The organism is Stutzerimonas stutzeri, assembly GCF_018138085.1.
Lineage (GTDB): Bacteria > Pseudomonadota > Gammaproteobacteria > Pseudomonadales > Pseudomonadaceae > Stutzerimonas > Stutzerimonas stutzeri_AI.
Map to the genome: position 1 here is coordinate 4,282,104 of NZ_CP073105.1, position 23,851 is coordinate 4,305,954.

The window sequence follows — 23,851 nt, forward strand, 5'->3', positions numbered from 1 at the left end:
CGCGTAGACTGATACCTCTGCAAAACCAACGGATCGGACATGACCGTGCTGACCAACACACTGGTATTTCTCGCCACCCTGGCCGGCATGGAGCTGTTCGCTTGGTGGGCTCACAAGTATGTGATGCACGGCTGGGGGTGGGGCTGGCACAAGTCGCACCATGAGCCGCGCAGCGGCTGGTTCGAGAAGAATGATCTGTATGCGGTGGTCTTCGCCGGGGTCGCCATCCTGCTGATCGCCCTGGGCACGGCGGGCTACGGCCCGCTGGAATGGATCGGCGCCGGAATGACAGCCTACGGTTTCCTCTACTTCGTCGCCCATGACGGGCTCGTGCATCACCGCTGGCCGCTACGCTATGTGCCGCGCAACGGCTATCTCAAGCGGCTCTACCAGGCGCATCGGCTGCACCATGCCGTCGAAGGCAAGGAGCGTTGCGTATCCTTCGGTTTCCTCTACGCGCCGCCGCTGCCGGTGCTCAAGCAGCAGCTGCGCGAGCTGCATGATGGCCCGCTGCGCAAGGTGACTGCTAGCGAGGGCGCTTCCAGAGCGAATCAGGACGCGGCCTGACCTGCATCCGCCGCGAAGCCAGCGCCAGCACGGCCCCGCCCAACAAGAACTGCAATTTCTGCCCCTTGCTGGTGGAGATTCGCGAGTCCCAAGCCGCCGCGCCGCGCGCTTTCACCTCAACGCCAATTTGCCGATAGATGCCATGGGCGGTGGCGATCGACCAGGCCGAGCGCAATGGCAGGTCGCGCAAACCCTGCGACGCCGACAGGTAATAAGGCTCGGCCAGATCGACCAGACGGGCCGAGAGCAGCGCCAGCGCCGGCCGCTTGTGCAGCAGGCCGACCCCATCAGCGGGGATGCCCGCTTCCGCGAGCCAGTCGGCCGGTAGATAGACGCGTCCGATCGCTGCATCCTCGACGATATCCCGCGCAATATTGGTCAGCTGGAACGCCAGGCCCAGATCGCAGGCCCGGTCCAGGGTCGCCTCCGCCTCGGCGCCCATCACCCGCGCCATCATCAGGCCCACCACCCCGGCGACGCGGTAGCAGTACAGCAGCGTGTCGTCGAAGGTCTGGTAGTGGTAGCCCTGCACGTCCATGCGAAAGCCCGCCAGATGCTCCAGCGGATACGCTTTGGGTATCTGGTGGCGTTGAATGACCTGCTGAAAGGCCGCAAATGCCGGGTCCTGCATCGGCTCGCCGGCATAGGCGCGCTCGGTCAGATCAACCAGTTCGGCAAGGCGCGCTTCGCCTGTGGAACGATCCCCGTCGACCTGGCCGTGCCCGAGGGTCTGCCCGTCGATCACGTCGTCACAATGACGACACCAGGCGTAGAGCATTACCGCGCTCTGGCGAGTGCGCTCGTCGAACAGTTTCGCCGCCGCCGCAAAGCTCTTGGAGCCGACGTTGATGGCTTGCGTCGAGTGATCGATGACCTGATCGTTCATCCGGCCTGCTCCTCCAGCATGAAATCCTCCAGCATCAGGCCGGCCGTGGCCTTGGCCGAACCGACAACCCCCGGCACACCTGCACCGGGATGCGTGCCGGCACCAACGATGTAGAGGTTGGGAATCACGTCATCACGGTTGTGTGTGCGGAACCAGGCGCTCTGGGTGAGGATCGGCTCCAGCGAAAATGCCGAGCCGAGATGCGCGTTCAGTTCGTCGCGAAAATCGTGCGGCGTGAAGATCCGGTGGGTCACCAAATCCTCGCGCAACCCCGGAATGTAGTGGCGCTCAAGGTATTCGAAAATGCGGTCGCGGTATTTCGGCCCCTCCACCGCCCAGTCGATGTCCGCCGTGCCTAGGTGCGGCACCGGCGCCAACACGTAATGACTGGCACAGCCCTCCGGCGCCAGCGAGGGGTCGGTGACGCAGGGCGCGTGCAGGTAGAGGGAGAAGTCGTCCGCCAGGGTTTCACGCTTGAAGATCTCGTCGATCAGTTCTCGGTAGCGCGGACCGAAGCACACCGTATGGTGCTGCAGGTGCTCGTGGCGACGTTTCAAGCCGAAATGGATGACGAACAATGACATGGAGAAGCGCTTGCCGGAGAGGCGCTTGGCCTCGTCGCGACCGCGCGTCTCATGCCCGAGCAGCTGCTTGTAGGTGTGCACCACATCTGCGTTGGAGGCCACCGCATCGGTGTCGAAGCGACGGCCGTCGCCGGTGATCACCGCACTCGCCTTGCCGCCGGCCAGCTCGATACGCGCCACCTCGGCGTTCAGCGCCAGCGTGCCGCCCAGGTCCTCGAACAGCCTGACCATGCCCTGCACCAGCGCCCCAGTGCCGCCGCGGGGAAACCAGACGCCGCCCTGGCGCTCCAGCGCATGGATCAGCGCGTAGATCGAGGAGGTCTCGAACGGGTTGCCGCCCACCAATAGGGAGTGGAACGACAACGCCTGGCGCAGCCGCTCGTTCTCCACGAACTTCGCCACCATGCTGTACACGTTGCGCCAGGCCTGCAGTTTGGCCAGCTGCGGCGCGACGCCGATCATGCTGCGAAACGACAGGAAGGGCACCGTGCCGAGCTTGACGTAGCCCTCTTCGTACACGGCCCGCGAATAGGCGAGAAAACGCTGGTAGCCGGCCACATCCTTTGGGTTTAGCGCATGGATCTGTCGGTCCAGCTGGGCCTGATCGTTGACGTAGTCGAAGCTGTAGCCGTCTTCCCAGCACAGCCGATAGAAGGGGCTGACCGGCAGCAGCTCGACATAATCGGCCATGCGCTTGCCAGCGCCGGTGAACAGTTCGTCCAGCGCCGGCGAATCGGTGATCACGGTCGGGCCGGCGTCGAAGGTAAAGCCCTGGTCGTGATAGACGTAGGCGCGGCCGCCCGGCTTGTCGCGCTTCTCCAGTACCGTGGTCTGGATGCCGGCGCGTTGCAGCCGAATCGCCAGCGCCAGCCCGCCGAAACCGGCGCCAATCACCACCGCCCGTTTCACACCGCCAGTTGCCTCGTTCATCGATTGTCCTTGTGGTGCAGATTGCCGGCCGCCAGCGCTCGAAGCGCTTCGCCCACCGGCACGGGAGGTTTGCCCGAGACGATGCGCAAGCGGTCCCAGGTGGTCAGATTGGCTGCGTAGAAGCGCTGAATCAGCGGTTCACGTAAGCGGTAGAAGCGCTGCATCACAGCCCAACGGTGATCTGCCGGCCCGGCCATGAACAGCATCCGGTTGAGCAAGCGGAAGAACCCACGCTGGCGCCACTGCAGCAGCGAATAGTCGCGGATTGCCGTGAACAGGCTGTCGGCGTCCCATTGGTTCAGCACAACCAGATGATCGGCCAGGCGCACCGCATCGGGCAGCGAATAGCCGGTGGTGGGATGGAACAGGGCGGCCGAGAGGCCCGTCTGCGGCACGCCGCGGGCCTCGTCCCAAAAGGCCGGCAGGTCGCCGGAGAGCACGATAGGCAACACTCCCTGCTCTTCACGCAGCGTCTCGGCGATAGCCCAACCACGCTCCGAGGCATAACGGCCGATGTTGTCGCGCAACGTATCGAGCGCAACGGCGTCGCCGTCGGCGTAGTAGGTATCCTCGATCAACAGGGTGTCGGCGCTGAGCGGCAACACATAGACGAAGCGGTAGCCGTCCTGCTGGGCGACGCTGGCGTCCATGATGATCGGCTCCTGCAAGCCATGGGGCTTGTGCAGGCGCAACTCCTGACCAAGGAATTTCTGGAAGCCCAACGCCAATCGGTCGGTCCGGCGCACGCCGCGCCCATCGATCACCGCCCCTGCACGCAACACCGCGCCAGAACCCAGCCGTACCAGTCGGGGCTCGACGTGAGTGACCGTCGTGTGCAGGCGCACCCCGTCTGCGAGCTCCGACATCAGCAGCTGATGAAGTCGATTGGAGAAAATGCTGGCGTAGCCACTGCCGAGCCGACGTCGAAGATCCGGAAAAATCACCTCGTAGCCAGGCCAACGATTGCCTACCAGCGGCTCCAACCAGGCCCGCTGCGCGGGCGTCAGGTCATGCTCATGAAAGGACCAGGTATGGTTGCCGCCGAGGGTTTCGCCCTGCTCGATGATCAGCAGTCGCAAATCCGGACGCGCCTGGCGCAAGCACAGGGCCAGCAGCCCGTTGGCCAGACCACCACCGACGAAAATCAGGTCCGCATCAACCATGCTCGGCCCTCCGCAGGATTGGCGACTCAACCTTGAGCGCCGCCTCGATCAACTGCGCCGCTCGCGGCGCGCCACCAGCGGTGCGAACCTCTTCGCCCAGATTCTTCGCACGCTGTGCAAAACCGGGTTCGCGTAGCAGCCGACGCAGCCCCTGCACGATACGGCGACGACTGGCCAGACGCGGATCGAGCTTCAAGCCCACGCCTGCATGCACCACCCGAGCAGCGACGCCGGGCTGATCGAAAGCAATCGGCAGCGCCAGGCTCGGCACCCCGGCTTCCAAAGCATCGAGCACGGTGTTGAGCCCGGCATGGGTGATCAGCGCATCCGCTCGCGCCAGCACCGCGCGCTGCGGCGCGAAATCGGTGACCCAACTGGCGCCGGCGTTGAGCAGTCGTCGTTCCTGCGTTGCCTCGAGACGACCACAATGGGCGATCAGCAGCTGCACATCCAGCTCGCGGCATGCCTCGGCTATCCGCTGGAACAGGCCGAAGCGATCACCCTGAAGCGTGCCCAGCGAGGCGAACACGAAAGGCCTGCCGGTGGCGACCGGGATATCCATCGGCGGCTCGGCAGACAAGGGCGAACGCAGGGGGCCGACGCAGTGGAAATGTTCTGGCAGCGCGGTCCGCGGAAAATCGAAACCAGCGGTCGTCTGACTCAATTGCAGCAGCGGTGACAGGCATTCATCGAGGCGCTGGCGAGGCGGCAGACCAAACGCGGCGGCATACCGCGCGATGACCGAGGCGTGCGCCTGCATGGCCCGGTCATAGACGCCGCTGCTGTGCAGATTCAGCTGCTCGCCCCAGGGCGTCGGCCGATAGCGCCAGGGCATGACAGGCAGCGGCACCTGCGCTTCGCGATTGACCGGCAACGCACAGGCCACCGACACGAATGGCAGCCCGAGATACTCGGCCACAAGCCCACCGGCCGGCTCCATCTGGTCGGCGATGATGCAATCAGCGCCGATGGCGCGAAGCACGGCTGGCGCGTCCCGGCAGAACATCTCGGTCGCCGAGGCCATATCAGCAATCACGCGGCGTATGCCCCATGGCCCGCCGGGCCGTGCGGCACGCTCGATCACCGCCTTGAGCGAGCCAGACGGATGCGAACCCGCGCCGACCTGGGCGAACGCCAGTGCCGGATGCCTTAGTCCTGCGGCGACGTCGGCCTGTTGCACGACGGTCACCCGATGCCCCCGGTCGAGCAATTCGCAGGCGATGGCCTCCATGGCACGCAGGTGACTGAGAAACGGCGGCGAAATCACCGCGAAGTGCCTCATCGAGGCGCGTCCGTCCAATCGGCGGCACCGCGTAGCGATCGCATCAAGGATTGCTCTGATCGAAGGCCGGCAACAGCGGCGCCCGCGCCAGCGCGGCCAGATCAGCCGAACCGGTGCAGAAGCAGGCGATGCGAAGTTGCTGGATCAGCACCTGGAAATGATCGACGACCGCCTGCGGTCCGGTCAGCGCGGCGTCCAGCACGCCGGCGGCCTGCCCCACCAGATCGGCACCGAGGCGGATCGCCTTCGCGGCATCGATGCCATCGCGAATCCCGCCCGAGGCGATCAACCGGGCCCCCGGACAGGCACGACGCACCGAGGCAATCGCCTGGGCGCTGGGTATGCCCCATCCGGCGAAGGCCTGGGCGATGGCGCGCTGGCGCGGGTCGGGCTGGCGCTCGGCTTCGACGGCTGCCCAGCTGGTGCCCCCGGCCCCGGCGACATCGATAACCGCGACCCCAGCCTCGAGCAATCGCTGCGCCACCCTCGGTGAGATCCCCGCGCCGACTTCCTTGGCCACCAGCGGCACCGGCAGGCGCGCCGCCAGCGCTTCGATCGCTTGCAGCACACCGCGCCAATCCCGGTCGCCGCCCAATTGCACGGCCTCCTGCAACGGATTGAAATGAATGATCAGCGCATCGGCCTCGATCATGTCGATCGCCCGTTGCGCCTGCTCCAGGCCGTAACCGGCGACCAACTGCGCGGCGCCGAGATTGGCCAGTAGCGGAATACTCGGCGCCAGTTGGCGCAGCTGCCGGGTAAGCCCCTGGTCTGCGCCTGTTTCCAGTGCAATGCGCTGCGAGCCGACACCAAGCGCGATGCCCAACGCCTCGGCGGCTTCGGCCAGGTTGCGGTTGATTTGCGTGGCCCGTGCCGCGCCGCCGGTCATCGAGCTGATCAGCAGTGGCGCCGCCAGGCGCCGGCCGAAGAGCTCGGCGCGAATGTCGATATCGTCAAGGCGCAACTCCGGCGCGGCGCAATGTTCGAAGGTCAGGGCGGCATAGCCAGCGCTTACCGTGGAGCCCGCACGATTAGGGTCCAGCACGATATCCAGATGGTCATTCTTACGTCCCGCAATCATTTCGTCGTTCATGCAGCGCCTCGCTCGATGACCTTATGTTGACGAATGTGGTCATTAAAAGTGCCGGACCTGTACATGCGCACCCATAATGTACAAGATCTGTCACGATTTTAAGAGTCCGAACCAGGAGGTCACCGTGGCCACTGCCTTGCCGAACATGCAACACGATTTCGACCAGACGGTAAGAGCGTTACGTGCGCAGATCGACGAAAGGCTCGACCAGTGGCTGCCCCAGACGCCGCTACCGGACGTACTCGCGGCCGCCATGCGAGAAGGGACCCTCGCACCCGGCAAGCGGGTTCGCCCGCTGCTCTTGATGCTGGCCTTGAAGGATCTGCAAGACGAGCAGGCCACCGCCGTCGGGCTCGATCTGGCGTGCGCGCTCGAAATGGTCCACGCCGCCTCGCTGTTTCTCGATGACCTGCCGTGCATGGACAACGCCGAGATGCGACGCGGCAGGCCCACGATCCACCGGCAGTACGGCGAGGATGTTGCCGTTCTGGGTTCCGTGGCATTGCTCAGCCAGGCTTTCAACATAGCCGCGTCAACCCAGGGCATCGCTGCGGACATCCGCAACCAGCTGGTGCAACTGCTCGCCCAGGCGACCGGCTCGCAAGGTTTGAGCCGGGGTCAATTCCAAGATCTGCGCGAGGGCAAGCATGCACGGCCGCTCGAGGCCATCGCCCATTCCAATTGCCTGAAGACGTGCCCGCTGTTCACCGCTGCGGTGGGATTCGCCGCGCTACTGGCCGGTGCCAGCGTAGCCTGCCGCCACCATCTCGACGGATTCGCCACTGAATTGGGCCAGGCGTTCCAACTGCTAGACGATCTTGCCGATGGGCTCAGCCCCCAGCAAAGCGGCAAGGACGCCGGCAAGGATAGGGGCAAGAGCACCGTGATCGCCCTGCTTGGTCGAGACGCGGCTCGTCAGCGGATAGAAGCGCACCTGGCGTGCGCCGAGCAGCACCTGATCGGCGCGGGTATCGGTAGCGGTCATCTGGCGCAGTTGCTCGATTATTTCTGTGCAAGGCCACACTGAACGGGGCCGCACAAGCCCCAGAAGGCATCTCTGTGTCGCTTTATCACTCGAATGTATGGTGCTAGGCATCTGTCTCGGCGGCTCCTTAGACTCGCTCGCATAACACCGGAGGAACTGTCATGCCCGAGACTCTGCTTTGCCCACGCAACCTGGCCTTCGAGCTTTACGAAGTGCTCGATGCCGAGGCCCTGACCCAGCGCGAGCGTTTCGCCGAGCACAGCCGCGAAACCTTCAATGCCGCCGTGGACACCGCCCGCAGCATTGCCGAGAATCTCTTCGCACCGCACAACCGCAAGGCCGACGAAAACGAGCCGATCTACAAGGACGGCGAGGCCGTGCTGATTCCCGAGGTCAAGCCGGCGGTCGACGCCTTCATCGAGGCCGGCTTCCACAATGCGTCGCGCAGCTTCGAGGACGGCGGCATGCAACTGCCCAACCTGCTCTCACGGGCATGCTTCGCGCATTTCCAGGCGGCCAATATCGGCACTTCCTCGTATCCGATGCTGACCATGGGCGCCTCGCACCTGATCGAAGTGTTCGGCAGCGACGAGCAGAAGCAACGCTTCCTCCAGCCGATGCTCGAAGGCCGCTTCTTCGGCACCATGGCGCTGACCGAGCCGCATGCCGGCTCTTCCCTGTCCGACCTGCGCACCCGCGCCGAGCCGGCCGGTGACGGCACCTATCGCCTGAAGGGCAACAAGATCTTCATTTCCGGCGGCGACCATCCGCTATCTGAGAACATCGTGCACATGGTCCTGGCCAAGCTGCCGGACGCCCCGCCCGGCGTGAAAGGCATCAGCCTGTTCATCGTGCCCAAGTTCCTGGTCAACGACGATGGCTCGCTGGGTGAGCGCAACGACGTGATCCTTGCCGGGCTGTTCCACAAGATGGGTTGGCGCGGTACGACGTCGACCGCGCTGAACTTCGGCGACAACGGCAACTGTGTCGGTTACCTGGTGGGCGAGCCGCACAAGGGCCTGTCGTACATGTTCCAGATGATGAACGATGCGCGCATCGGTGTCGGCATGGGCGCGATCATGCTTGGTTACGCCGGCTACCTGTACTCGCTCAACTACGCCCGTGAACGTCCGCAAGGCCGCCTGCCGGACGGCAAGAACCCGGCGTCGGCGCAGGTGCCGATCATCCAGCACACCGACATCAAGCGCATGCTGCTGACGCAGAAAGCCTACGTCGAAGGCGCCTTCGATCTCGGCCTCTATGCCGCTCGCATTGTCGACGAAGAGCAGACCGCAGCGACCGAGCAAGAGCGCAAGAACGCCCATGAGCTACTGGACCTGCTGACCCCCATCGTCAAATCCTGGCCGTCGGAGTTCTGCCTCAAGGCCAACGAGATGGCGATCCAGATCCTCGGCGGCCATGGCTATACCCGCGAATACCCGGTCGAACAGTATTACCGCGACAACCGCCTGAATCCGATACACGAAGGCACCCACGGCATCCAGTCGCTCGATCTGCTGGCGCGCAAGCTGACGCAGAACGGAGGCGCCGGGCTGCGCCAGTTGCTCGGCCTGATCCAGGGTACCTGCCAGCGCGCCGGCGAGTTCGGTTCGCTGGATGCGCTGCGTCAGCCATTGGAGCAACTGCTGGCGCGCCTGACCGAGGTCACCCAAGCCCTGCTCGGCGACCTCATGGCCGGCAAGATCAACCAGGCACTGGCCAACTCGGCGCTGTATCTGAAGGTGTTCGGGCACACCGTGATCGGCTGGCGTTGGCTGGAGCAGGCGATTCGCGCGGAACAAGGGCTGGCGAACGGCAACGAAGCGGACGTCGACTTCTATCGCGGCAAGCTGCAAGCGGCGCGCTACTTCCTGACCTGGGAAGTACCCAGCTGCCATCACGAGCTGGACTTGCTGGCCGGTCGTGACGATACCTGCCTGAGCATGCAGGACAGCTGGTTCTAGCCGTTACCAGGCTGGAAGCCGACAAAACGCTCAAGGCCAAGGCCTGAATGTTGGGCGTGTGCAGGTGATCAGCCGTCGCTTACCGATGGACGGGTGATCACCGATCCTACGTTGCCGCTTCCGTAGGATGGGTGCAACCCATCACCCACTTCGGCGCAGGCGCAAACCCTCGAACCGATCGGCATCCGATCGTGGCCACGGCGAGCTCAGCATAACGCCCCCTGTTCGCCGATCGTTTTTTGACAGCACGTCAAATCAGCGGGTTAGAATCGCTGGCATGCGCCCTGCATGTTGTCAGCGGCACTAACCCACGGAGCGCGCGCTTGGATATCGGCCACATCAACCAACTGTTCTTTGTCGGTGCCCTGTTGGTTGCGGCGAGCATTCTGATGAGCTCGCTGTCGACGCGCCTCGGCGTGCCGATCCTGGTGATCTTCCTGGCGGTAGGCATGCTCGCGGGCGTCGATGGCATCGGCGGCATCGTCTTCGACGACTACTCGCTGGCCTTCCTGATCAGCAACCTGGCCCTGGCAATCATTCTGCTCGACGGCGGCATGCGTACCCGCGCCGCTACCTTCCGCGTCGCGCTCTGGCCGGCGTTTTCCCTGGCCACTGCGGGCGTCGTGATCACCTCGGGCCTGACCGGCCTGGCGGCAGCCTGGCTGTTCGACCTGCCGCTGATGCAGGGCCTGCTGATCGGCGCCATCGTCGGCTCGACGGATGCGGCCGTGGTATTCAACCTGCTCAACGGCCGCGGATTGAACGAGCGGGTCGGCTCGACGCTGGAGATCGAGTCGGGCAGCAACGACCCGATGGCCATGTTTCTCACCGTCGCACTGATCGACATGCTCGCCTCCGGCCAGACCGGCTTCGGCTGGGGCTTTTTCGCCAATCTGTTGCAACAGTTCGGCATCGGCACCCTGCTGGGCCTTGCCGGGGGCTGGTTGTTGCTGCAACTGATAAATCGCCTTTCGGTCGCGGACGGCCTCTATCCACTGCTGGCGGTGGCCGGCGGCATCATGATCTACGCGTTGTCCGGTGCCATCGGCGGCAGCGGCATCCTCGCCGTCTATGTCTGCGGCCTGCTGCTGGGCAACCGGCCGATCCGCAACCGCCACGGTATCCTGCACATGTTCGATGGCCTGGCCTGGCTCAGCCAGATCGGCATGTTTCTCGTGCTCGGCCTGCTGCTCACCCCCAGCAACCTGCTGCCCATCGCCTTGCCGGCGCTGGCCCTGTCGTTGTGGATGATTCTCTTCGCCCGTCCGCTGGCGGTCTTCGTCGGCCTGCTGCCGTTTCGCAGCTTTCATCTGCGCGAGCGGCTGTTCATCTCCTGGATCGGGCTGCGCGGCGCGGTACCGGTGATCCTCGCGGTATTCCCGTTGATGGCCGGCCTGGAGAACGCCCAGCTGTTCTTCAACGTGGCGTTCTTCATCGTACTGGTCTCGCTGTTGCTGCAAGGCACGACGCTGACCTGGGCAGCGAAGAAGGCCAAGGTCGAGGTGCCACCTTCACCGTTGCCGATCTCCCGCGCCGGCTTGCAGATCCACACGACCAGCCAGTGGGAAATGTTCATCTATCGGCTGACAGCCAAGAAATGGTGCGTCGGCGCCGCCCTGCGCGAACTGAAGATGCCGGCCGGCACGCGCATCGCCGCGCTGTTTCGCGGCAAGGCGTTGCTGCATCCCTCCGGTAGTACGCGGCTGCAGGTCGATGACATTCTCTGCGTGATCGGCCATGAGGAAGACCTGCCGGCGCTCGGCAAACTGTTCAGCGAGGCACCACAGCGTGGGCGCGACATGCGTTTCTTCGGCGATTTCATCCTCGAAGCCGAAGCCGAAATGAGCGCGCTCGCCGCGCTGTACGGCCTGAAACTCGGCGATGTGGACGGCAACCAACAGATCGGGCAGTTCATGGCCGAGCGTGTCGGCGGCAAGCCAGTGACCGGCGACCAGGTCGAATGGAACGGTCTGATCTGGACGATTGCCGAGATGGAGCATGGCGAGGTCCGCAAGGTCGGCCTGAAGTTCCCCGAAGGCAACAAGCCCGGCCCCAGCCTGCACTTTTAAGAAGCGCCGCCAGGCTACGTGGAGGGCGGCAGCGCGTTCCGATCTGTGGGCTCGCCTCGCCCATCGTCAGCCCTTAGACTCTGCTCTCATTTTTATCTTCGATGCTACCCATGGCCCTCCTGCGCTCCCTGATGCTGGCGACACTGCTGGCCATCGTCCCGTCTTTATCCGGCATTCAAGCCGCACCTTCCGTGCCTGGCCTGGGCGGTACTTCAGCGGCTGAAGCCGAGACACCGAAAGACTCGCAACCCAGTCTCGACGAGCGCGCGCAGCGGCTGGCGGAACAGGCCGAAACGGCGCAACAGCGCCTGGCCGATCTCAAGACCGAACTGGCTGGCGCCCCGAAGGAGATCACCAAGTCACAGGATGAGTTGAACAAACTCAAGGGCAGCGAACTCGGTGATCTGGCGGCGAAGCTGGCCAAACTGCCGGTCGCCGAACTGGAGCAGCGCCTGGCCGAACGTGTCGACGAACTGTCGCGCTGGCAAACCGCGCTGACCGCCGCCAACAGCATGATCATCAGCGCGCAGACCCGCCCCGAACGCGCACAGGCCGATATCAGCAAATTCCAGACGCGCATCGATGAAATCAACAACCTGCTCAAGAGCGGGCGTGAGGGCGGAAAACCGCTTAATGACGAACGCCGAGCGCTGCTCAGCGCCGAGAAGGCCGCGCTGAACGCGCAGATCGAGCTACGCCGCGCCGAGCTGGCGGGCAACAGCCAGCTGCAGGACCTCGGCGTCGCCCGCCGTGACTTGCTGTCCGAGCGGATCGCGCGCGCCGAACAGGAGACCATCGCGCTACAGACAGCCATCAACAACAAGCGCCGCGAAGAGTCCGAGCAGACCGTCGCCAAGTACTCGCTCAAAGCGGAAAAAGCTGGCTCGGACAAACTGCTACCCGCCGAGAGCGCGGAGAACCGGCGGCTTTCGGGCTACCTGCTGCGCGCCACCGAGCGCCTCAACGACCTGACCCAGCAGAATCTGCAGACCCGCCAGCAGCTCGATACGCTGAACCAGGCCGACCAGGCGCTCGAAGAGCAGATTGCCGTGCTCGAGGGCAGCCTGTTGCTGTCGAAGGTCCTCTACCAGCAGCAGCAGGCCCTGCCGAAGCTGAAACTGGACAAGGATCTGGCCGATGAAATCGCCGACATTCGCCTTTACCAGTTCGAACTGAACCAGCGCCGCGAGACAGCCGGCAACCCGGAGGACTACGTCGAGCAGCAGCTGGCGAGCCAACCACCGAGCGAGGTGACGCCGGAATTGCGCAGCGCGCTGCTGGAGCTGGTACGCACCCGTGGTGAGCTGCTAGACCGGCTCAATCACGAGCTCAACGCCCTGCTCAGCGAATCGATCACGCTGCAATTGAACCAGCGCCAGCTGCAAACCAAGGCGCAGGCCATGCGCGAGACGCTGGACGAGCAGATGTTCTGGATTCCCAGCAACAAGCCGCTCGACCTGGACTGGCTCAAAAGTGTTCCGACGCTGCTCGACCGGCAGTTAAGGGCGATGCCATGGGCGTCGGTGTTCGACGCACTGGGCGCAGGCCTGCTGGAACGACCACTGTTCTTCGTACCGTTGCTGTTGATGATCGGCCTGTTGCTCTGGCGCCGGCAGGCGATCAACGCCAAGCTCGATGCCCTGAGTGGCGATATCGGCCACTTTCGCCATGACAGCCAGCTGCACACGCCGCTGGCATTGTTGCTGAATCTGCTGTTGGCGCTGCCGGGCGCATTGTTTCTCGCACTCTGCGGCTACCTGTTGCAGATGGATGGGCGCGGCCAGAACACCAGCCTCGGCGCCGCCTTCTATCAGATGGCCCAGGCCTGGATGGTGTTCTACAGCGCCTATCGAATGCTCGCGCCGAACCGGGTCGCCGAAACGCACTTCGGCTGGTATCGCCCACAGGTGGCGTTCCTGCGCAACGAAATCCGCCGACTCGGGCTGGTGGTCATGGCACTGGTTGCCGTGGTGGCGATCGCTGAGCACCAGCCGGGCAGCCTCGTCGACGATGTGATCGGAATCGTCGTCGTGCTGGTCTGCTTCGCGTTGATGAGCTGGCGCCTGACCCGCCTGCTGCGCAAAGGTCCGTCGAGCCAGAATGCTCCCCCGTTTCGCCGGTTCATCGGCCTGCTGTTCAGTGTGCTGCCGCTGGCGCTGATCGTGGTGGTGGGCTTCGGCTATTACTACACCGCACTGAAGCTGACCGGCAGGCTGATCGATACGCTCTATCTGTTGCTGGCCTGGATCGTCATCGAAGCCACTCTGATCCGCGGCCTTACCGTTGCCGCGCGCCGGCTCGCCTACCAACGCGCACTGGCCAAGCGCGAAGCACAGGTCGACGAAGGCAGCGACACCAGCGAGACCACCGGCGCCACGACGCTGGACATCGAGCAGGTCAATCAGCAGTCGCTGCGGCTGACCCGTCTGGCCATGTTCGGCCTGTTCTTCGTGGTGCTCTACTGGGTCTGGGCCGACCTGATCAGCGTCGTCTCCTACCTGGATAACGTGGTGCTCTACGAGTTCGTCAGCAGCACGGGCGATACGGCCACCACCAATGCGATCACTCTGAACAACTTGCTGGGCGCGCTCTTGATCGTCGCCATCACGTTCGCCGTAGCCCGCAACCTGCCCGGTCTGCTGGAAGTACTGGTGCTGTCCAAGATGCATCTGGCCCAGGGCAGCGCCTATGCCACCACGACCTTGCTGTCCTATCTGCTGGCCGGCATCGGTATCGTCTCGACCCTGTCGACGCTGGGCGTGAGCTGGGACAAGCTGCAGTGGCTGGTCGCCGCGCTCTCGGTAGGCCTGGGTTTCGGCATGCAGGAAATCTTCGCCAACTTCATCTCCGGCCTGATCATCCTGTTCGAGCGCCCGGTGCGCATCGGCGACGTAGTGACCATCGGCAACCTGTCGGGGACGGTCAGCCGTATCCGCATCCGCGCCACCACCATCACCGATTTCGACCGCAAGGACATCATCGTTCCGAACAAGACCTTCATCACCGGCCAGCTGGTGAACTGGTCGCTGAGCGACACCGTCACCCGCGTGACGATCAAGGTCAGGGTGGCCTATGGCTCGGACCTGGATCTGGTGAAGAAGCTGCTCTACAAGGCGGCGCAGGACAACCCGCGGGTGCTCAAGGATCCGGAGCCGCAGGTGTTCTTCCTCAATTTCGGCGAAAGCACGCTGGACCACGAGCTGCGCATCCACGTGCGGGATCTGGGCGACCGCAACCCGGCGAACGACGAGATCAACCGTTTCATCGATCGCGAATTCGCCAAGGCCGGGATCAACATCGCCTTCCGCCAGGTGGACATATTCCTGAAGAACTTCGACGGCAAGCAGCTGCAGATCGGGACCGTGCCCAAGCAGAACGATCAGCAGGACAAACCTGCCGCGCCGCCCGCCGGTAGTCAGGGCTGAGGAACGTCACCGCCACCCTGGCCTCCAAAATTCGAGTGCGCCCGTAATCGGACGCTGTAATGCCCTATTCCGGAGCTGCCGTGAAGACGCTGACCGAGCTGCATTTCGACAACCGCTTCGCCCGGCTAGGCGATGTGTTTTCCACCGAGATCACGCCCCAGCCGCTGGAGCATCCGCGCCTGGTGGTGGCCAGCGAGGCCGCGATGGCGTTGCTCGACCTCGACCCGGCGGTGGCCGGAGACCCGCTGTTCACCGAGCTGTTTTCCGGCCACAAGCTCTGGAGCACAGCAGAGCCCCGCGCCATGGTCTACTCGGGGCACCAGTTCGGCAGCTACAACCCGCAACTGGGCGACGGCCGTGGGCTGTTGCTTGGCCAGGTGATCAACGAGGCGGGCGAGCACTGGGACCTGCACCTCAAGGGCGCCGGGCTGACGCCCTACTCGCGCATGGGTGATGGCCGTGCTGTGCTGCGTTCGTCGATTCGCGAATTTCTCGCCAGCGAGCACCTCCATGCGCTGGGCATTCCTACCTCGCGCGCGCTCTGCGTAACCGGCTCGGATACGCCGGTCTACCGCGAGCGTCAGGAGCGCGGCGCGATGCTGATGCGCCTGGCCCAGAGCCATGTGCGCTTCGGCCATTTCGAATTCTTCTATTACACCAAGCGGCACGACGAACTGAAAAAGCTGCTCGATCACGTGGTCGAGAACCACTTTTCCGAATGCCTAGAGCATCCCGAGCCTTACCAGGCCTTCTTCCGCGAAGTGCTGGAGCGCACCGCCGAGATGGTCGCTCGGTGGCAGGCATACGGCTTCTGCCACGGCGTGATGAACACCGACAACATGTCCATCCTGGGCATCACCTTCGACTTCGGCCCCTACGCCTTTCTCGACGACTTCGATGCGCGCTTCATCTGCAACCACTCCGACCATGCCGGCCGCTATTCCTACGAGAATCAGGTGCCGATCGCTCACTGGAACCTCGCCGCGCTGGCACAGGCCTTGACGCCGTTCATCGCCATCGACCAACTACGCGCGACCATGGATCTGTTCCTGCCGATCTACGAAGCGGCCTGGCTCGACTTGATGCGCAAGCGGCTGGGCCTGCAAACCGCCGAGGAGAGCGACAAGGAACTGATCCAACGCCTGCTGCAACTGATGCAGAGCAGCGCCATCGACTACACGCGCTTCTTCCGCGAGCTCGGCGACAGCCCGACGGAACAGGCGCTGGCTCGGCTGCGCGAGGATTTTCTCGATATCAAAGTCTTCGATGACTGGGCGGCGACCTACCGCCAACGTAGCGAACGGGAAGGCATCGACCACGAGGCGCGCCGGACCCGCATGCACGCCGCCAACCCGAAGTACATCCTGCGCAACTACCTGGCGCAGAAAGCCATCGAGGCGGCCGAAGCCGGCGACTACGGCCCGGTGCGTGAACTGCATCAGGTCCTTAGCCGTCCCTACGACGAACAGCCAGGCATGGAGCACTACGCCGAGCGACCACCGGAATGGGGCAAGCACCTGGAAATCAGCTGTTCGTCCTGAGCCTCGGGCTTGCGCAACATGCTGCGCAGGTCGCAGCTCGACGACCCGCCCCTATCGCCGCGATACGGCCGATAACGGGGCCCGCACAGGGGTGCGCCAGATCTTGCGCAGGTGCCGGCAGGATGTTGCCCAGATAAATGTGAGCAACGGCCCAGCGCGGCTTCGCGCGCCACCCACTCAGCTCACAACCTATTGAAAATAAAGGGTTTATCCAAGATGGCACGCCACTTGTAACTGTTTCGATGCCATTCCGGCATTCAACAAGGCAAGGAGAGCGTTCATGCCAACACCCGCGTATCTGTCACTCGAAGGCACCAAGCAAGGCCTTATCACTGCTGGCACTTTCACCGAGGACTCGGTTGGCAATATCTTCCAGGAAGGACACGAAGACCAGATTCTGGTGCAGGCCTTCCAGCATCAGGTCATCATCCCGCGCGACCCGCAGTCGGGCCAGCCCACCGGCCAGCGCGTACACAAGCCGCTGATGATCACCAAGGTGTTCGACAAGTCGTCGCCGCTGATCTTCAACGCCCTGACCTCCGGCGAGCGCCTGAACAAGTGCCGCCTGGAGTGGTACCGCACCTCCTCCACCGGTACTCAGGAGCACTACTTCACCATCGAACTGGAAGATGCAGTGATCGTCGACGTGCAGTCGCGCATGCCCAACTGCCAGGACCCGAACATGTCGCACTTCACCCATCTGGAAGACGTGTACTTCACCTACCGCAAGATCGTCTGGACCCACGAAGTCTCCGGCACGTCCGGCTCCGACGACTGGCGCACCCCGATCGCCAGCTAAGGCGATAGCGCATCCAGGACTTCGGCCGGGCACGTCCCGGCTGAAGCTTTTTTGCGAAGCAGTAAGAGAATTTGACACCGCGGCGCAGCAATGCGCGACCCAGCGCACCGCAACGCCGTCGATGCGTGGTACATCAGGCCCCCGCATGCGCCCTGGCGCACATCATGGACGGATCCAGGAGGAACAAGGATGTTCGCCCCCGCCAACCAGACGCACTTTTCCCTGCACATCGAAGGCATCGAGCACGACCTTCAAGTACTTGAGTTCAGCGGCCACGAAGCCATCAGCCAGCCCTACCGCTTCGAACTGGAGCTGGTCAGCGAGCATCCACATATCGATCTGGAGAGCCTGCTTCAGCAGTCCGCTTTCCTGGCATTCGCCGGGAGTGGTGCCGGCATTCATGGCCAGATCCATCACGCCGCTCAAGGCGAATCCGGCAAGCGGCTGACGCGCTACCGATTGGTCCTCGTCCCCAGGCTTGCCTATCTGACGCACCGGACCAACCAGCGTATCTTCCAGCACCTCTCGGTGCCGCAGATCATCGCCCGGGTACTCGAAGAGCACGGCATTCTCGCCGGCGACAGCCATCGTTTCGACCTAGGCCCGGTGATCTATCCCGAGCGGGATTACTGCGTTCAATACGACGAAACCGACCTGCACTTCATCCAGCGCCTGTGCGAGGAAGAAGGCATTCACTACCATTTCCGACACAGCGAAACCGGCCATATGCTGGTGTTTGGCGATGACCAGACGGTGTTCCCGACGCTGGCCCCGGTCGCCTACCAGCAGGACAGCGGCCTGGTCGCCGATGAGCCGGTCATCAAGCGCTTCGGCGTGCGCGTCGAAACCCGCACCAGCCGCGTTACCCGCCGCGACTATGACTTCGAGAAACCCCGCCTGACGATGGAAGCGGCGGTTCATAGCAGCATTCAACCCGACCTCGAGGACTACGACTACCCCGGCCGTTTCGTCGACCGCGAGCGCGGCAAGCACCTGTCCCGTCGCGCCCTGGAACGACACCGCCACGATTTCGAGCTAGCCGAAGGCGCTAGCGATCAGCCGCTGTTGGTCAGTGGCCATTTCCTCTCGCTCAGCGAACACCCGCGCGGCGACTGGAATCAGCTATGGCTGCTCACCGAGATTCGCCATGAAGGCAAGCAACCGCAGGTGCTGGAAGAGTCGGTCACCGACTCCGCACCCTACGGAGCGCAAGACCCGGTCGACGACACCGGCTTCATCCAAGGCTATCGCAACCACTTCACCGTCACCCCATGGAGCGTCCCCTTCCGCCCCACGCTCGATCACCCCAAGCCACGCATCCTTGGCAGCCAGAGCGCGGTGGTTACCGGCCCGCCCGGCGAAGAGATCCACTGCGATGAATATGGCCGTGTGAAGGTGCAATTCTTCTGGGACCGCCATGGCCAGGCCGACAACAAAACCAGCTGCTGGCTGCGCGTTTCATCGAGTTGGGCCGGGGATCAATACGGCGGTATCGCCATCCCCCGCGTCGGCATGGAAGTACTGATTACCTTCCTCGAGGGCGATCCCGACCAACCACTGATCACTGGCTGTCTCTACCACAGGGAAAACGCGGTTCCCTACGAACTGCCCGCGAACAAGACCCGTAGCGTCTTCAAGACCCTGAGCTCGCCCGGCGGCGCTGGTTACAACGAAGTTCGCATCGAAGACCGCAAGGGTGCCGAGCAGATCTACGTCCACGCCCAGCGCGACTGGGACCAAAACATCGAGCACGACCAGAAGATCCGCGTCGGCCACGAACGCCACGACACCATCGAAGCCAACAGCTACAGCGAGTTCCGCGCCGAAGAACACCGCACCACACACGCCGATCGCCGCAGCGAAATCAAAGCAAACGACCACCTGACTGTCGGCAACAACCAGCACATCAAGATCGGCACCAGCCAGTTCATCGAAGCCGGCAACGAAATCCATCTATCCAGCGGCCTGAAAGTCGTTCTCGAAGCCGGCAGCGAACTGACCTTCAAGGCCGCGGGCAGCTTTATCAAGCTGGATGCAGGCGGCATCACCATGGTCGGGCCGGTGGTCAGAGTCAACTCTGGCGGCAGTCCGGGTAAGGGGTCGGGAGCAGCGCCGGTCCAGCCGGGCGTGGTGAAATCGGCGGACGCGGATAAGGCAGGCGAGCTCCTAGTGCCTGCGCAGCGCCAAGCTTTACTACGAGCCTCTCCACGCTGTGAGATCTGCGAGCGAGCCAACCAGGAGGCCGGGGCATGAGCCGAGACTTCTTGCTCGTAGATGGTGTGCTCCGCCAGGACGCTCTGCAATGGCTTTATACAGCAGGCGAGCATATCGAGGTCATTCCACTTTACAACGGCACCCGCTGGGACGGCGTCAAAGAAATCGGTCCGATTCTGGTAGGGCTAGATACGCATTCATCATTGCTCAATGAATGGCAACACAACCCTCTTCTTCAGCGTCAGGCCAGCAAGCTACAGAGTTCGGCACCGCTGAACGATGTCGCCGATCACCTGAGCCAGTACATCACCGTCACGGACGACTTTGGTAGCTACAGCCTCTTCCGTTTCGCTGACCCACTGGTGGCCTCTTACTGGTTGAACAGCTATCCCTCGTCCGCTTATCAAAGCCTGTTGGGCCCCATCGGTGAATGGCTCGTTCCACTATCCCCCCCAAGGTGGGCGCCCTCGGTAGCAGTCGAATGGCATTTCTATCGTCCGCAACCACACAGCCCGACGTTAGAGGGCAAACTCAACCACCTCGCCGATGATCAGGTTCAGGCCCTAGAACAGGCCTATCGGCGAAGCTTCAAGGAACGCCTCTACGACTGGTTGAACGAAGACTACCCACAAACCTTATCGATCCTTGCCGAACAAGAGCGAGATCCATGGTTGGAACAGCGCCTGCTAGATGCCGAAGCCTGGGGGCTGGTCAATGAACAGAGCATTGCTATCTGGATCGAGCGCTGCGTCTGCTGGGGAGACGACTTCACCACACGCCTCGATAGCCCCTACCAAGCTTGGCTAGCCAAGGTGCCAGACGCCCAGAAACTGCCTCCAGAGCGACGTATTCAAGCTCTGGATGAAGATTGCCTTGCCGGCTAAAGGAACGGATTTCCATGAGCACGACAACTTCTGACAAAGCGCTGCAACAAGCCAAACGCAATCAGGCCTTCGAGAACAAGCCCGCCAATGCAAACGGCCAGTGCCCGTTGAAGGCGGGTGAAATTGCAATCCATCCCGTTCGCTATGCGATAGATGAGTCACCGGCACGCGGCAGTGCTAAAGGTCCAAACCCGCTGCCAAAAGGCTGGTCCAGCAGCCACCTGCCGAAGCTAAAGACGCGTAGTTATACCCTGCGTCAGCTCCGTGACGGCTGGCTTTATGTTTGGAATGAAACTGATCGCACCCTTCACGAATATCAAGTAAATGGCCACCAATTCATCCGCCATCAATGGGGTAGTGCACAACTGGGCAAGGATGAGCGAAACAACCCCGGTGACAGCAAACCCTATCTGCTTTACCCAAAGCGCAGCCACCTGCTCATTGCCTACGCGCCTGTTCAGTGGACCTGGCGCCTGTGCGAAAAAATGCGCATCAACCCCCAAGAGCAGAAGCGATGGATGCGCGCACTGAACCTGCCACAGTACTGTAGCCAGATGCAGGCGACACACGCCGCGCCAATCCGTGAACTCGGTAGCGCTGTCGCCGATATCCTGGCAGGAGGAGAAGCCCCAACCTTCGAAAGCTGTCTTGTAGCATCGAACAAAGAAGACACCACCCGACCCTGCAAGAAACCTATCGACCAAGCGCTGATCCTGGGCAGCGTGCCCGACCAGGACAGTGCCCTCTTTGTCGCTCTGGACGACCCCATGGCCATCGTTGATGACCTGGCCATGAATCTGCAGGGGCGCTGGCTGGAACTGGCAGCGGCTGATACGCAGCATGCCAACAAGATCAACAGCGCCACCCTTATCCAGGGGCTTTGCGGCGTCAAACTAGACCCCTTCATGCCCAAATCGGTATCGACTAACCCAAGCCGCAAGCAAGCTTTCATCAGAGACGCTCACAGCCTGCTCGATAGCGAAGCACAGCTACTTAATCACAGTGGCAGTGACGCGACCCTGACACTCAAATCATTGAAAGTGCAGCAGGCCCAACAGCAGTTCCGTACAAACTGGGGAACCTCACCCTCGGGGAAAGACTGGCGCGGACTGGTAGACGAATGGCAACAGAAAAAGACCTGGCGCGAGGACGTTCGCTTCGAAGAGGCCTGGACTTACCTACAGGAGCGCTCCGATGAAATGGAGCGCCTCAACGCGCATATACAACGCAGCGAAAGCGATCTGCTCGCCTGGTTGAAAAATCTCAGCCCCAAGGCGGAGGAGGTTTTTTATGACCCCTGCCACCAGCAGCAATCAACTGAACTACTGGAAACCATGGCTAACCTCTATGAGCAATTGGGCGCGAGCGATACGGGTAAGACATGGCTATGTGAGCAGTACGGCAAACCCACCACGTTGGCGGGCCTTGCGTTATTTAATTTCAGCGCCGAGCTTTCCGCACTGATCGACAAGATTTCCGTCAACTTCACCACTCACGGCACCATCGACAACCAGGGCCAGCAGGGCGACGGCAGCGGCCAAGCTCACGGCGGCCTCTCCGACATCACCAGTGAAGCCAGCCGGGCCAGCGAGGTGAAATCGGTACTCGATCTGCCGAGCGTACAAGGTAGCAACCTGTACAAGAGTCTTTCCGAACCCGGCAAGCGTGCCTTCGAGACCTTGCGCACTGTGGTGGGGCAAAAAGCCAAAGACAGCTGGAACCTGATGGCTTTCGTCCTGCTGCCGGCCTTGAGCACGAAACTCGCTCCCGAGGTTCGCATTTTTGCTTTCAGCGTGACCCAGGTGCTGGTTTCAACCGAAATATCCATGCAAACCCAACTGATCCGCGATCCTGCATTTGCTAAGAAGAATCGTAAATGGCTGATGCAATATGCCCAACTGAACAAAAACATAAAGGGCCTGCAACGCAGCCTCGCACTCCCAGGAAAAGGGACGGACAAGCGCTCGGCACGTATCCAGCTACAAGATCTTGAGCAAAAACTCCACACACTCAATCTGCAAAGACCGAACGAGGTTGTGGGAGCAATTGCCAAAGAAACACGCATCAAAACCACACAAACCCGCCAAGTGAAGGCATGGCTGTCCACACTAGGCCAATCGGAGCTACTTGAACAGCTACAGCTCAAGGCAAAGAATGCCGCTGGCTATGCGGCCCGCAGCCGCCTTTGGGTCAATCAGGAACTCGGTGGCAGCCTGCCCGTTCTGGTCGCAGGTCTGAATGTTTGGAACTTCATCAACAGCCTGGATAAGGCGCGCAATGACGGCATTTTCAGTGAGGATGAGCTACGAACGGTCGGGGCTAACGCTGCCTATACCGCCAACGCATTGATGGCGCTCTGGACAGTACCGGCGTGGAATAAATGGGCCAAGCTTGAAAAAGCAATTGGTCGGAATACCGCTCAACTTGCAAGGGCGGGCGTAGGGGCTTGGCTTAAAACTGGCGAAGTTGAAGCCTCATTGTTGGCTCGGCAGCTCGTCTTACGCACCATGGGCATGGCTGCATTCGGCGCTATCGCTGCGGGAGTGGAAGCCTGGCAGGTTTCAAAGGATGTGGATAAGGCGACTGGTAAAGCCGAAGAAGCGGCATTGAACGTAAAAATGTATACCTTGATGGCAATGACGACAGTTGCCGGCGGCCAACTCATAGGCAGTGCCTTGGGCTTCTGGTTCGGCTTCGCCTGGGTCATGTCCAACCCGGTGACCATCATCATCGCGCTGCTCGGCGTGATCTACCTTATTTCCAGCATGATAGCCAACCAGTACAAGCGCGAAGGCCTGCGGCTCTGGCTATATCGCAGCAGTTGGGGCAAATCTCCCACCTGGACGCACAGCGAAGAGGATCACAAAGACGAACTGCGCACCCTGAAGGAAATCAGCATGCGCCCCAGCCTGGCGGCTCGCGCCTCCACCCTACCTTACTATGGGCGTGGCCCGCGCATCTATACCGGCTTCTGGCTACAGCTCCTGCTACCGTCCGAACTGGCGGGAAGAGCCGTGAAACTGCAACCGGCCATGGTCGACAGCGGCTGGTTTTCCGATAGCCTGATGCAAGGCATGGCAGACAAGTTCTACGACCAGTTCCTCGAAGGGCACTGGGCGCCCATCGAGCAATTTGGCCAGCCGCCTGCACAGCGCCCCAACGGGCCGCTGTCCGGCGACACCTTTTACCCCAAGGATACGCAACACCGCCTATGGCAAACCTGGATCGCCTACCAGCGCCCCCCCGTGCTGGAGCTGGAAGTTCGCTACCCGGAGCAGATACTGGAAAGCGCCAACGGCCAGGGTTACATATTCCGCGTGGATATAGGCGCCTCGTCCTCCGAGGCGGATCTGAAAAGCGATGCTTTCGGCAAGGAACCCAATACCGATATGGTTCTCTCTTCACAAAGCACCCGATTACTCCCCCTGCAGGTGCCACATACGAGTGAATGATTGCTTATGAGTA

Annotated in this window: 15 protein-coding genes; 10 read left to right on the forward strand and 5 right to left on the reverse strand. The window is 62.4% G+C overall.

The window, feature by feature from the left end:
• The first annotated feature begins 39 nt into the window (after positions 1-39).
• Entirely contained in the window at positions 40-567 is a 528-nt protein-coding gene (locus KCX70_RS19710; RefSeq protein WP_021206459.1) for a sterol desaturase family protein, read from the forward strand.
• On the opposite strand, the gene KCX70_RS19715 is transcribed toward KCX70_RS19710, so the two are convergent.
• From KCX70_RS19715 to fni, 5 genes are read right to left on the reverse strand one after another with little or no spacing between them, the layout of a single operon-like run.
• Positions 527-1,453, reverse strand: a complete 927-nt coding sequence (locus KCX70_RS19715; protein ID WP_212618554.1) for a phytoene/squalene synthase family protein — start codon at positions 1,451-1,453, stop codon at positions 527-529. The genes KCX70_RS19710 and KCX70_RS19715 overlap by 41 nt on opposite strands.
• Positions 1,450-2,967: a phytoene desaturase gene (locus KCX70_RS19720; protein WP_212618555.1), complete on the reverse strand. Its 1,518-nt coding sequence runs from the start codon at positions 2,965-2,967 to the stop codon at positions 1,450-1,452. Before KCX70_RS19720 ends, KCX70_RS19715 begins: the two co-directional genes overlap by 4 nt.
• On the reverse strand, positions 2,964-4,130 hold the full coding sequence (gene crtY / locus KCX70_RS19725; RefSeq protein WP_212618556.1) for a lycopene beta-cyclase CrtY: 1,167 nt from the start codon (positions 4,128-4,130) through the stop codon (positions 2,964-2,966). Before crtY ends, KCX70_RS19720 begins: the two co-directional genes overlap by 4 nt.
• Positions 4,123-5,412 (reverse strand): glycosyltransferase, encoded by a 1,290-nt coding sequence (locus KCX70_RS19730; RefSeq protein WP_212618557.1) that lies wholly within the window; start codon positions 5,410-5,412, stop codon positions 4,123-4,125. Before KCX70_RS19730 ends, crtY begins: the two co-directional genes overlap by 8 nt.
• A 43-nt stretch (positions 5,413-5,455) precedes the next feature.
• A complete protein-coding gene (gene fni / locus KCX70_RS19735; protein WP_212618558.1) occupies positions 5,456-6,505 on the reverse strand; it encodes a type 2 isopentenyl-diphosphate Delta-isomerase in 1,050 nt (349 codons plus the stop codon).
• A gap of 145 nt (positions 6,506-6,650) precedes the next feature.
• On the opposite strand from fni, the gene KCX70_RS19740 reads away from it, so the two are divergent.
• The 9 genes from KCX70_RS19740 to KCX70_RS19780 all read left to right on the forward strand — a co-directional run bounded on the left by KCX70_RS19740 (position 6,651) and on the right by KCX70_RS19780 (position 23,838).
• Positions 6,651-7,532 carry a polyprenyl synthetase family protein gene (locus KCX70_RS19740; RefSeq protein ID WP_212620392.1) on the forward strand — a complete coding sequence of 294 codons (882 nt, stop codon included), beginning with the start codon at positions 6,651-6,653 and terminating at the stop codon, positions 7,530-7,532.
• Between the two features lie 119 nt (positions 7,533-7,651).
• Positions 7,652-9,454, forward strand: a complete 1,803-nt coding sequence (locus tag KCX70_RS19745) for an acyl-CoA dehydrogenase (protein WP_212618559.1) — start codon at positions 7,652-7,654, stop codon at positions 9,452-9,454.
• Positions 9,455-9,777: 323 nt separating this feature from the next.
• Positions 9,778-11,523, forward strand: a complete 1,746-nt coding sequence (locus KCX70_RS19750) for a potassium/proton antiporter (protein ID WP_021206451.1) — start codon at positions 9,778-9,780, stop codon at positions 11,521-11,523.
• Positions 11,524-11,633: 110 nt separating this feature from the next.
• Positions 11,634-14,948, forward strand: coding sequence for a mechanosensitive channel MscK (gene mscK / locus KCX70_RS19755; protein ID WP_212618561.1), 3,315 nt, complete (start codon positions 11,634-11,636; stop codon positions 14,946-14,948).
• Positions 14,949-15,028: 80 nt separating this feature from the next.
• On the forward strand, positions 15,029-16,489 hold the full coding sequence (gene selO, locus KCX70_RS19760; protein WP_212618562.1) for a protein adenylyltransferase SelO: 1,461 nt from the start codon (positions 15,029-15,031) through the stop codon (positions 16,487-16,489).
• A gap of 280 nt (positions 16,490-16,769) precedes the next feature.
• Positions 16,770-17,288: an Hcp family type VI secretion system effector gene (locus tag KCX70_RS19765; RefSeq protein ID WP_021206448.1), complete on the forward strand. Its 519-nt coding sequence runs from the start codon at positions 16,770-16,772 to the stop codon at positions 17,286-17,288.
• Positions 17,289-17,477: 189 nt separating this feature from the next.
• Complete coding sequence (gene tssI, locus KCX70_RS19770) at positions 17,478-19,541, forward strand: type VI secretion system tip protein VgrG (protein ID WP_212618563.1); 2,064 nt, start codon at positions 17,478-17,480, stop codon at positions 19,539-19,541.
• Positions 19,538-20,386: a DUF4123 domain-containing protein gene (locus KCX70_RS19775; RefSeq protein WP_212618564.1), complete on the forward strand. Its 849-nt coding sequence runs from the start codon at positions 19,538-19,540 to the stop codon at positions 20,384-20,386. Before tssI ends, KCX70_RS19775 begins: the two co-directional genes overlap by 4 nt.
• Before the next feature lie 14 nt (positions 20,387-20,400).
• Positions 20,401-23,838, forward strand: a complete 3,438-nt coding sequence (locus KCX70_RS19780; RefSeq protein WP_212618565.1) for a T6SS effector BTH_I2691 family protein — start codon at positions 20,401-20,403, stop codon at positions 23,836-23,838.
• Positions 23,839-23,851 lie beyond the last annotated feature (13 nt).

What these genes read in the sequence shown, in the direction of transcription:
- KCX70_RS19710 (WP_021206459.1), top strand. Translation starts at nt 40, where the DNA reads ATGACCGTGCTGACCAACACACTGGTATTTCTCGCCACCCTGGCCGGC.
- KCX70_RS19715 (WP_212618554.1), bottom strand. Translation starts at nt 1,453, where the DNA reads ATGAACGATCAGGTCATCGATCACTCGACGCAAGCCATCAACGTCGGC.
- KCX70_RS19720 (WP_212618555.1), bottom strand. Translation starts at nt 2,967, where the DNA reads ATGAACGAGGCAACTGGCGGTGTGAAACGGGCGGTGGTGATTGGCGCC.
- crtY (WP_212618556.1), bottom strand. Translation starts at nt 4,130, where the DNA reads ATGGTTGATGCGGACCTGATTTTCGTCGGTGGTGGTCTGGCCAACGGG.
- KCX70_RS19730 (WP_212618557.1), bottom strand. Translation starts at nt 5,412, where the DNA reads ATGAGGCACTTCGCGGTGATTTCGCCGCCGTTTCTCAGTCACCTGCGT.
- fni (WP_212618558.1), bottom strand. Translation starts at nt 6,505, where the DNA reads ATGAACGACGAAATGATTGCGGGACGTAAGAATGACCATCTGGATATC.
- KCX70_RS19740 (WP_212620392.1), top strand. Translation starts at nt 6,651, where the DNA reads ATGCAACACGATTTCGACCAGACGGTAAGAGCGTTACGTGCGCAGATC.
- KCX70_RS19745 (WP_212618559.1), top strand. Translation starts at nt 7,652, where the DNA reads ATGCCCGAGACTCTGCTTTGCCCACGCAACCTGGCCTTCGAGCTTTAC.
- mscK (WP_212618561.1), top strand. Translation starts at nt 11,634, where the DNA reads ATGGCCCTCCTGCGCTCCCTGATGCTGGCGACACTGCTGGCCATCGTC.
- KCX70_RS19765 (WP_021206448.1), top strand. Translation starts at nt 16,770, where the DNA reads ATGCCAACACCCGCGTATCTGTCACTCGAAGGCACCAAGCAAGGCCTT.
- tssI (WP_212618563.1), top strand. Translation starts at nt 17,478, where the DNA reads ATGTTCGCCCCCGCCAACCAGACGCACTTTTCCCTGCACATCGAAGGC.
- KCX70_RS19775 (WP_212618564.1), top strand. Translation starts at nt 19,538, where the DNA reads ATGAGCCGAGACTTCTTGCTCGTAGATGGTGTGCTCCGCCAGGACGCT.
- KCX70_RS19780 (WP_212618565.1), top strand. Translation starts at nt 20,401, where the DNA reads ATGAGCACGACAACTTCTGACAAAGCGCTGCAACAAGCCAAACGCAAT.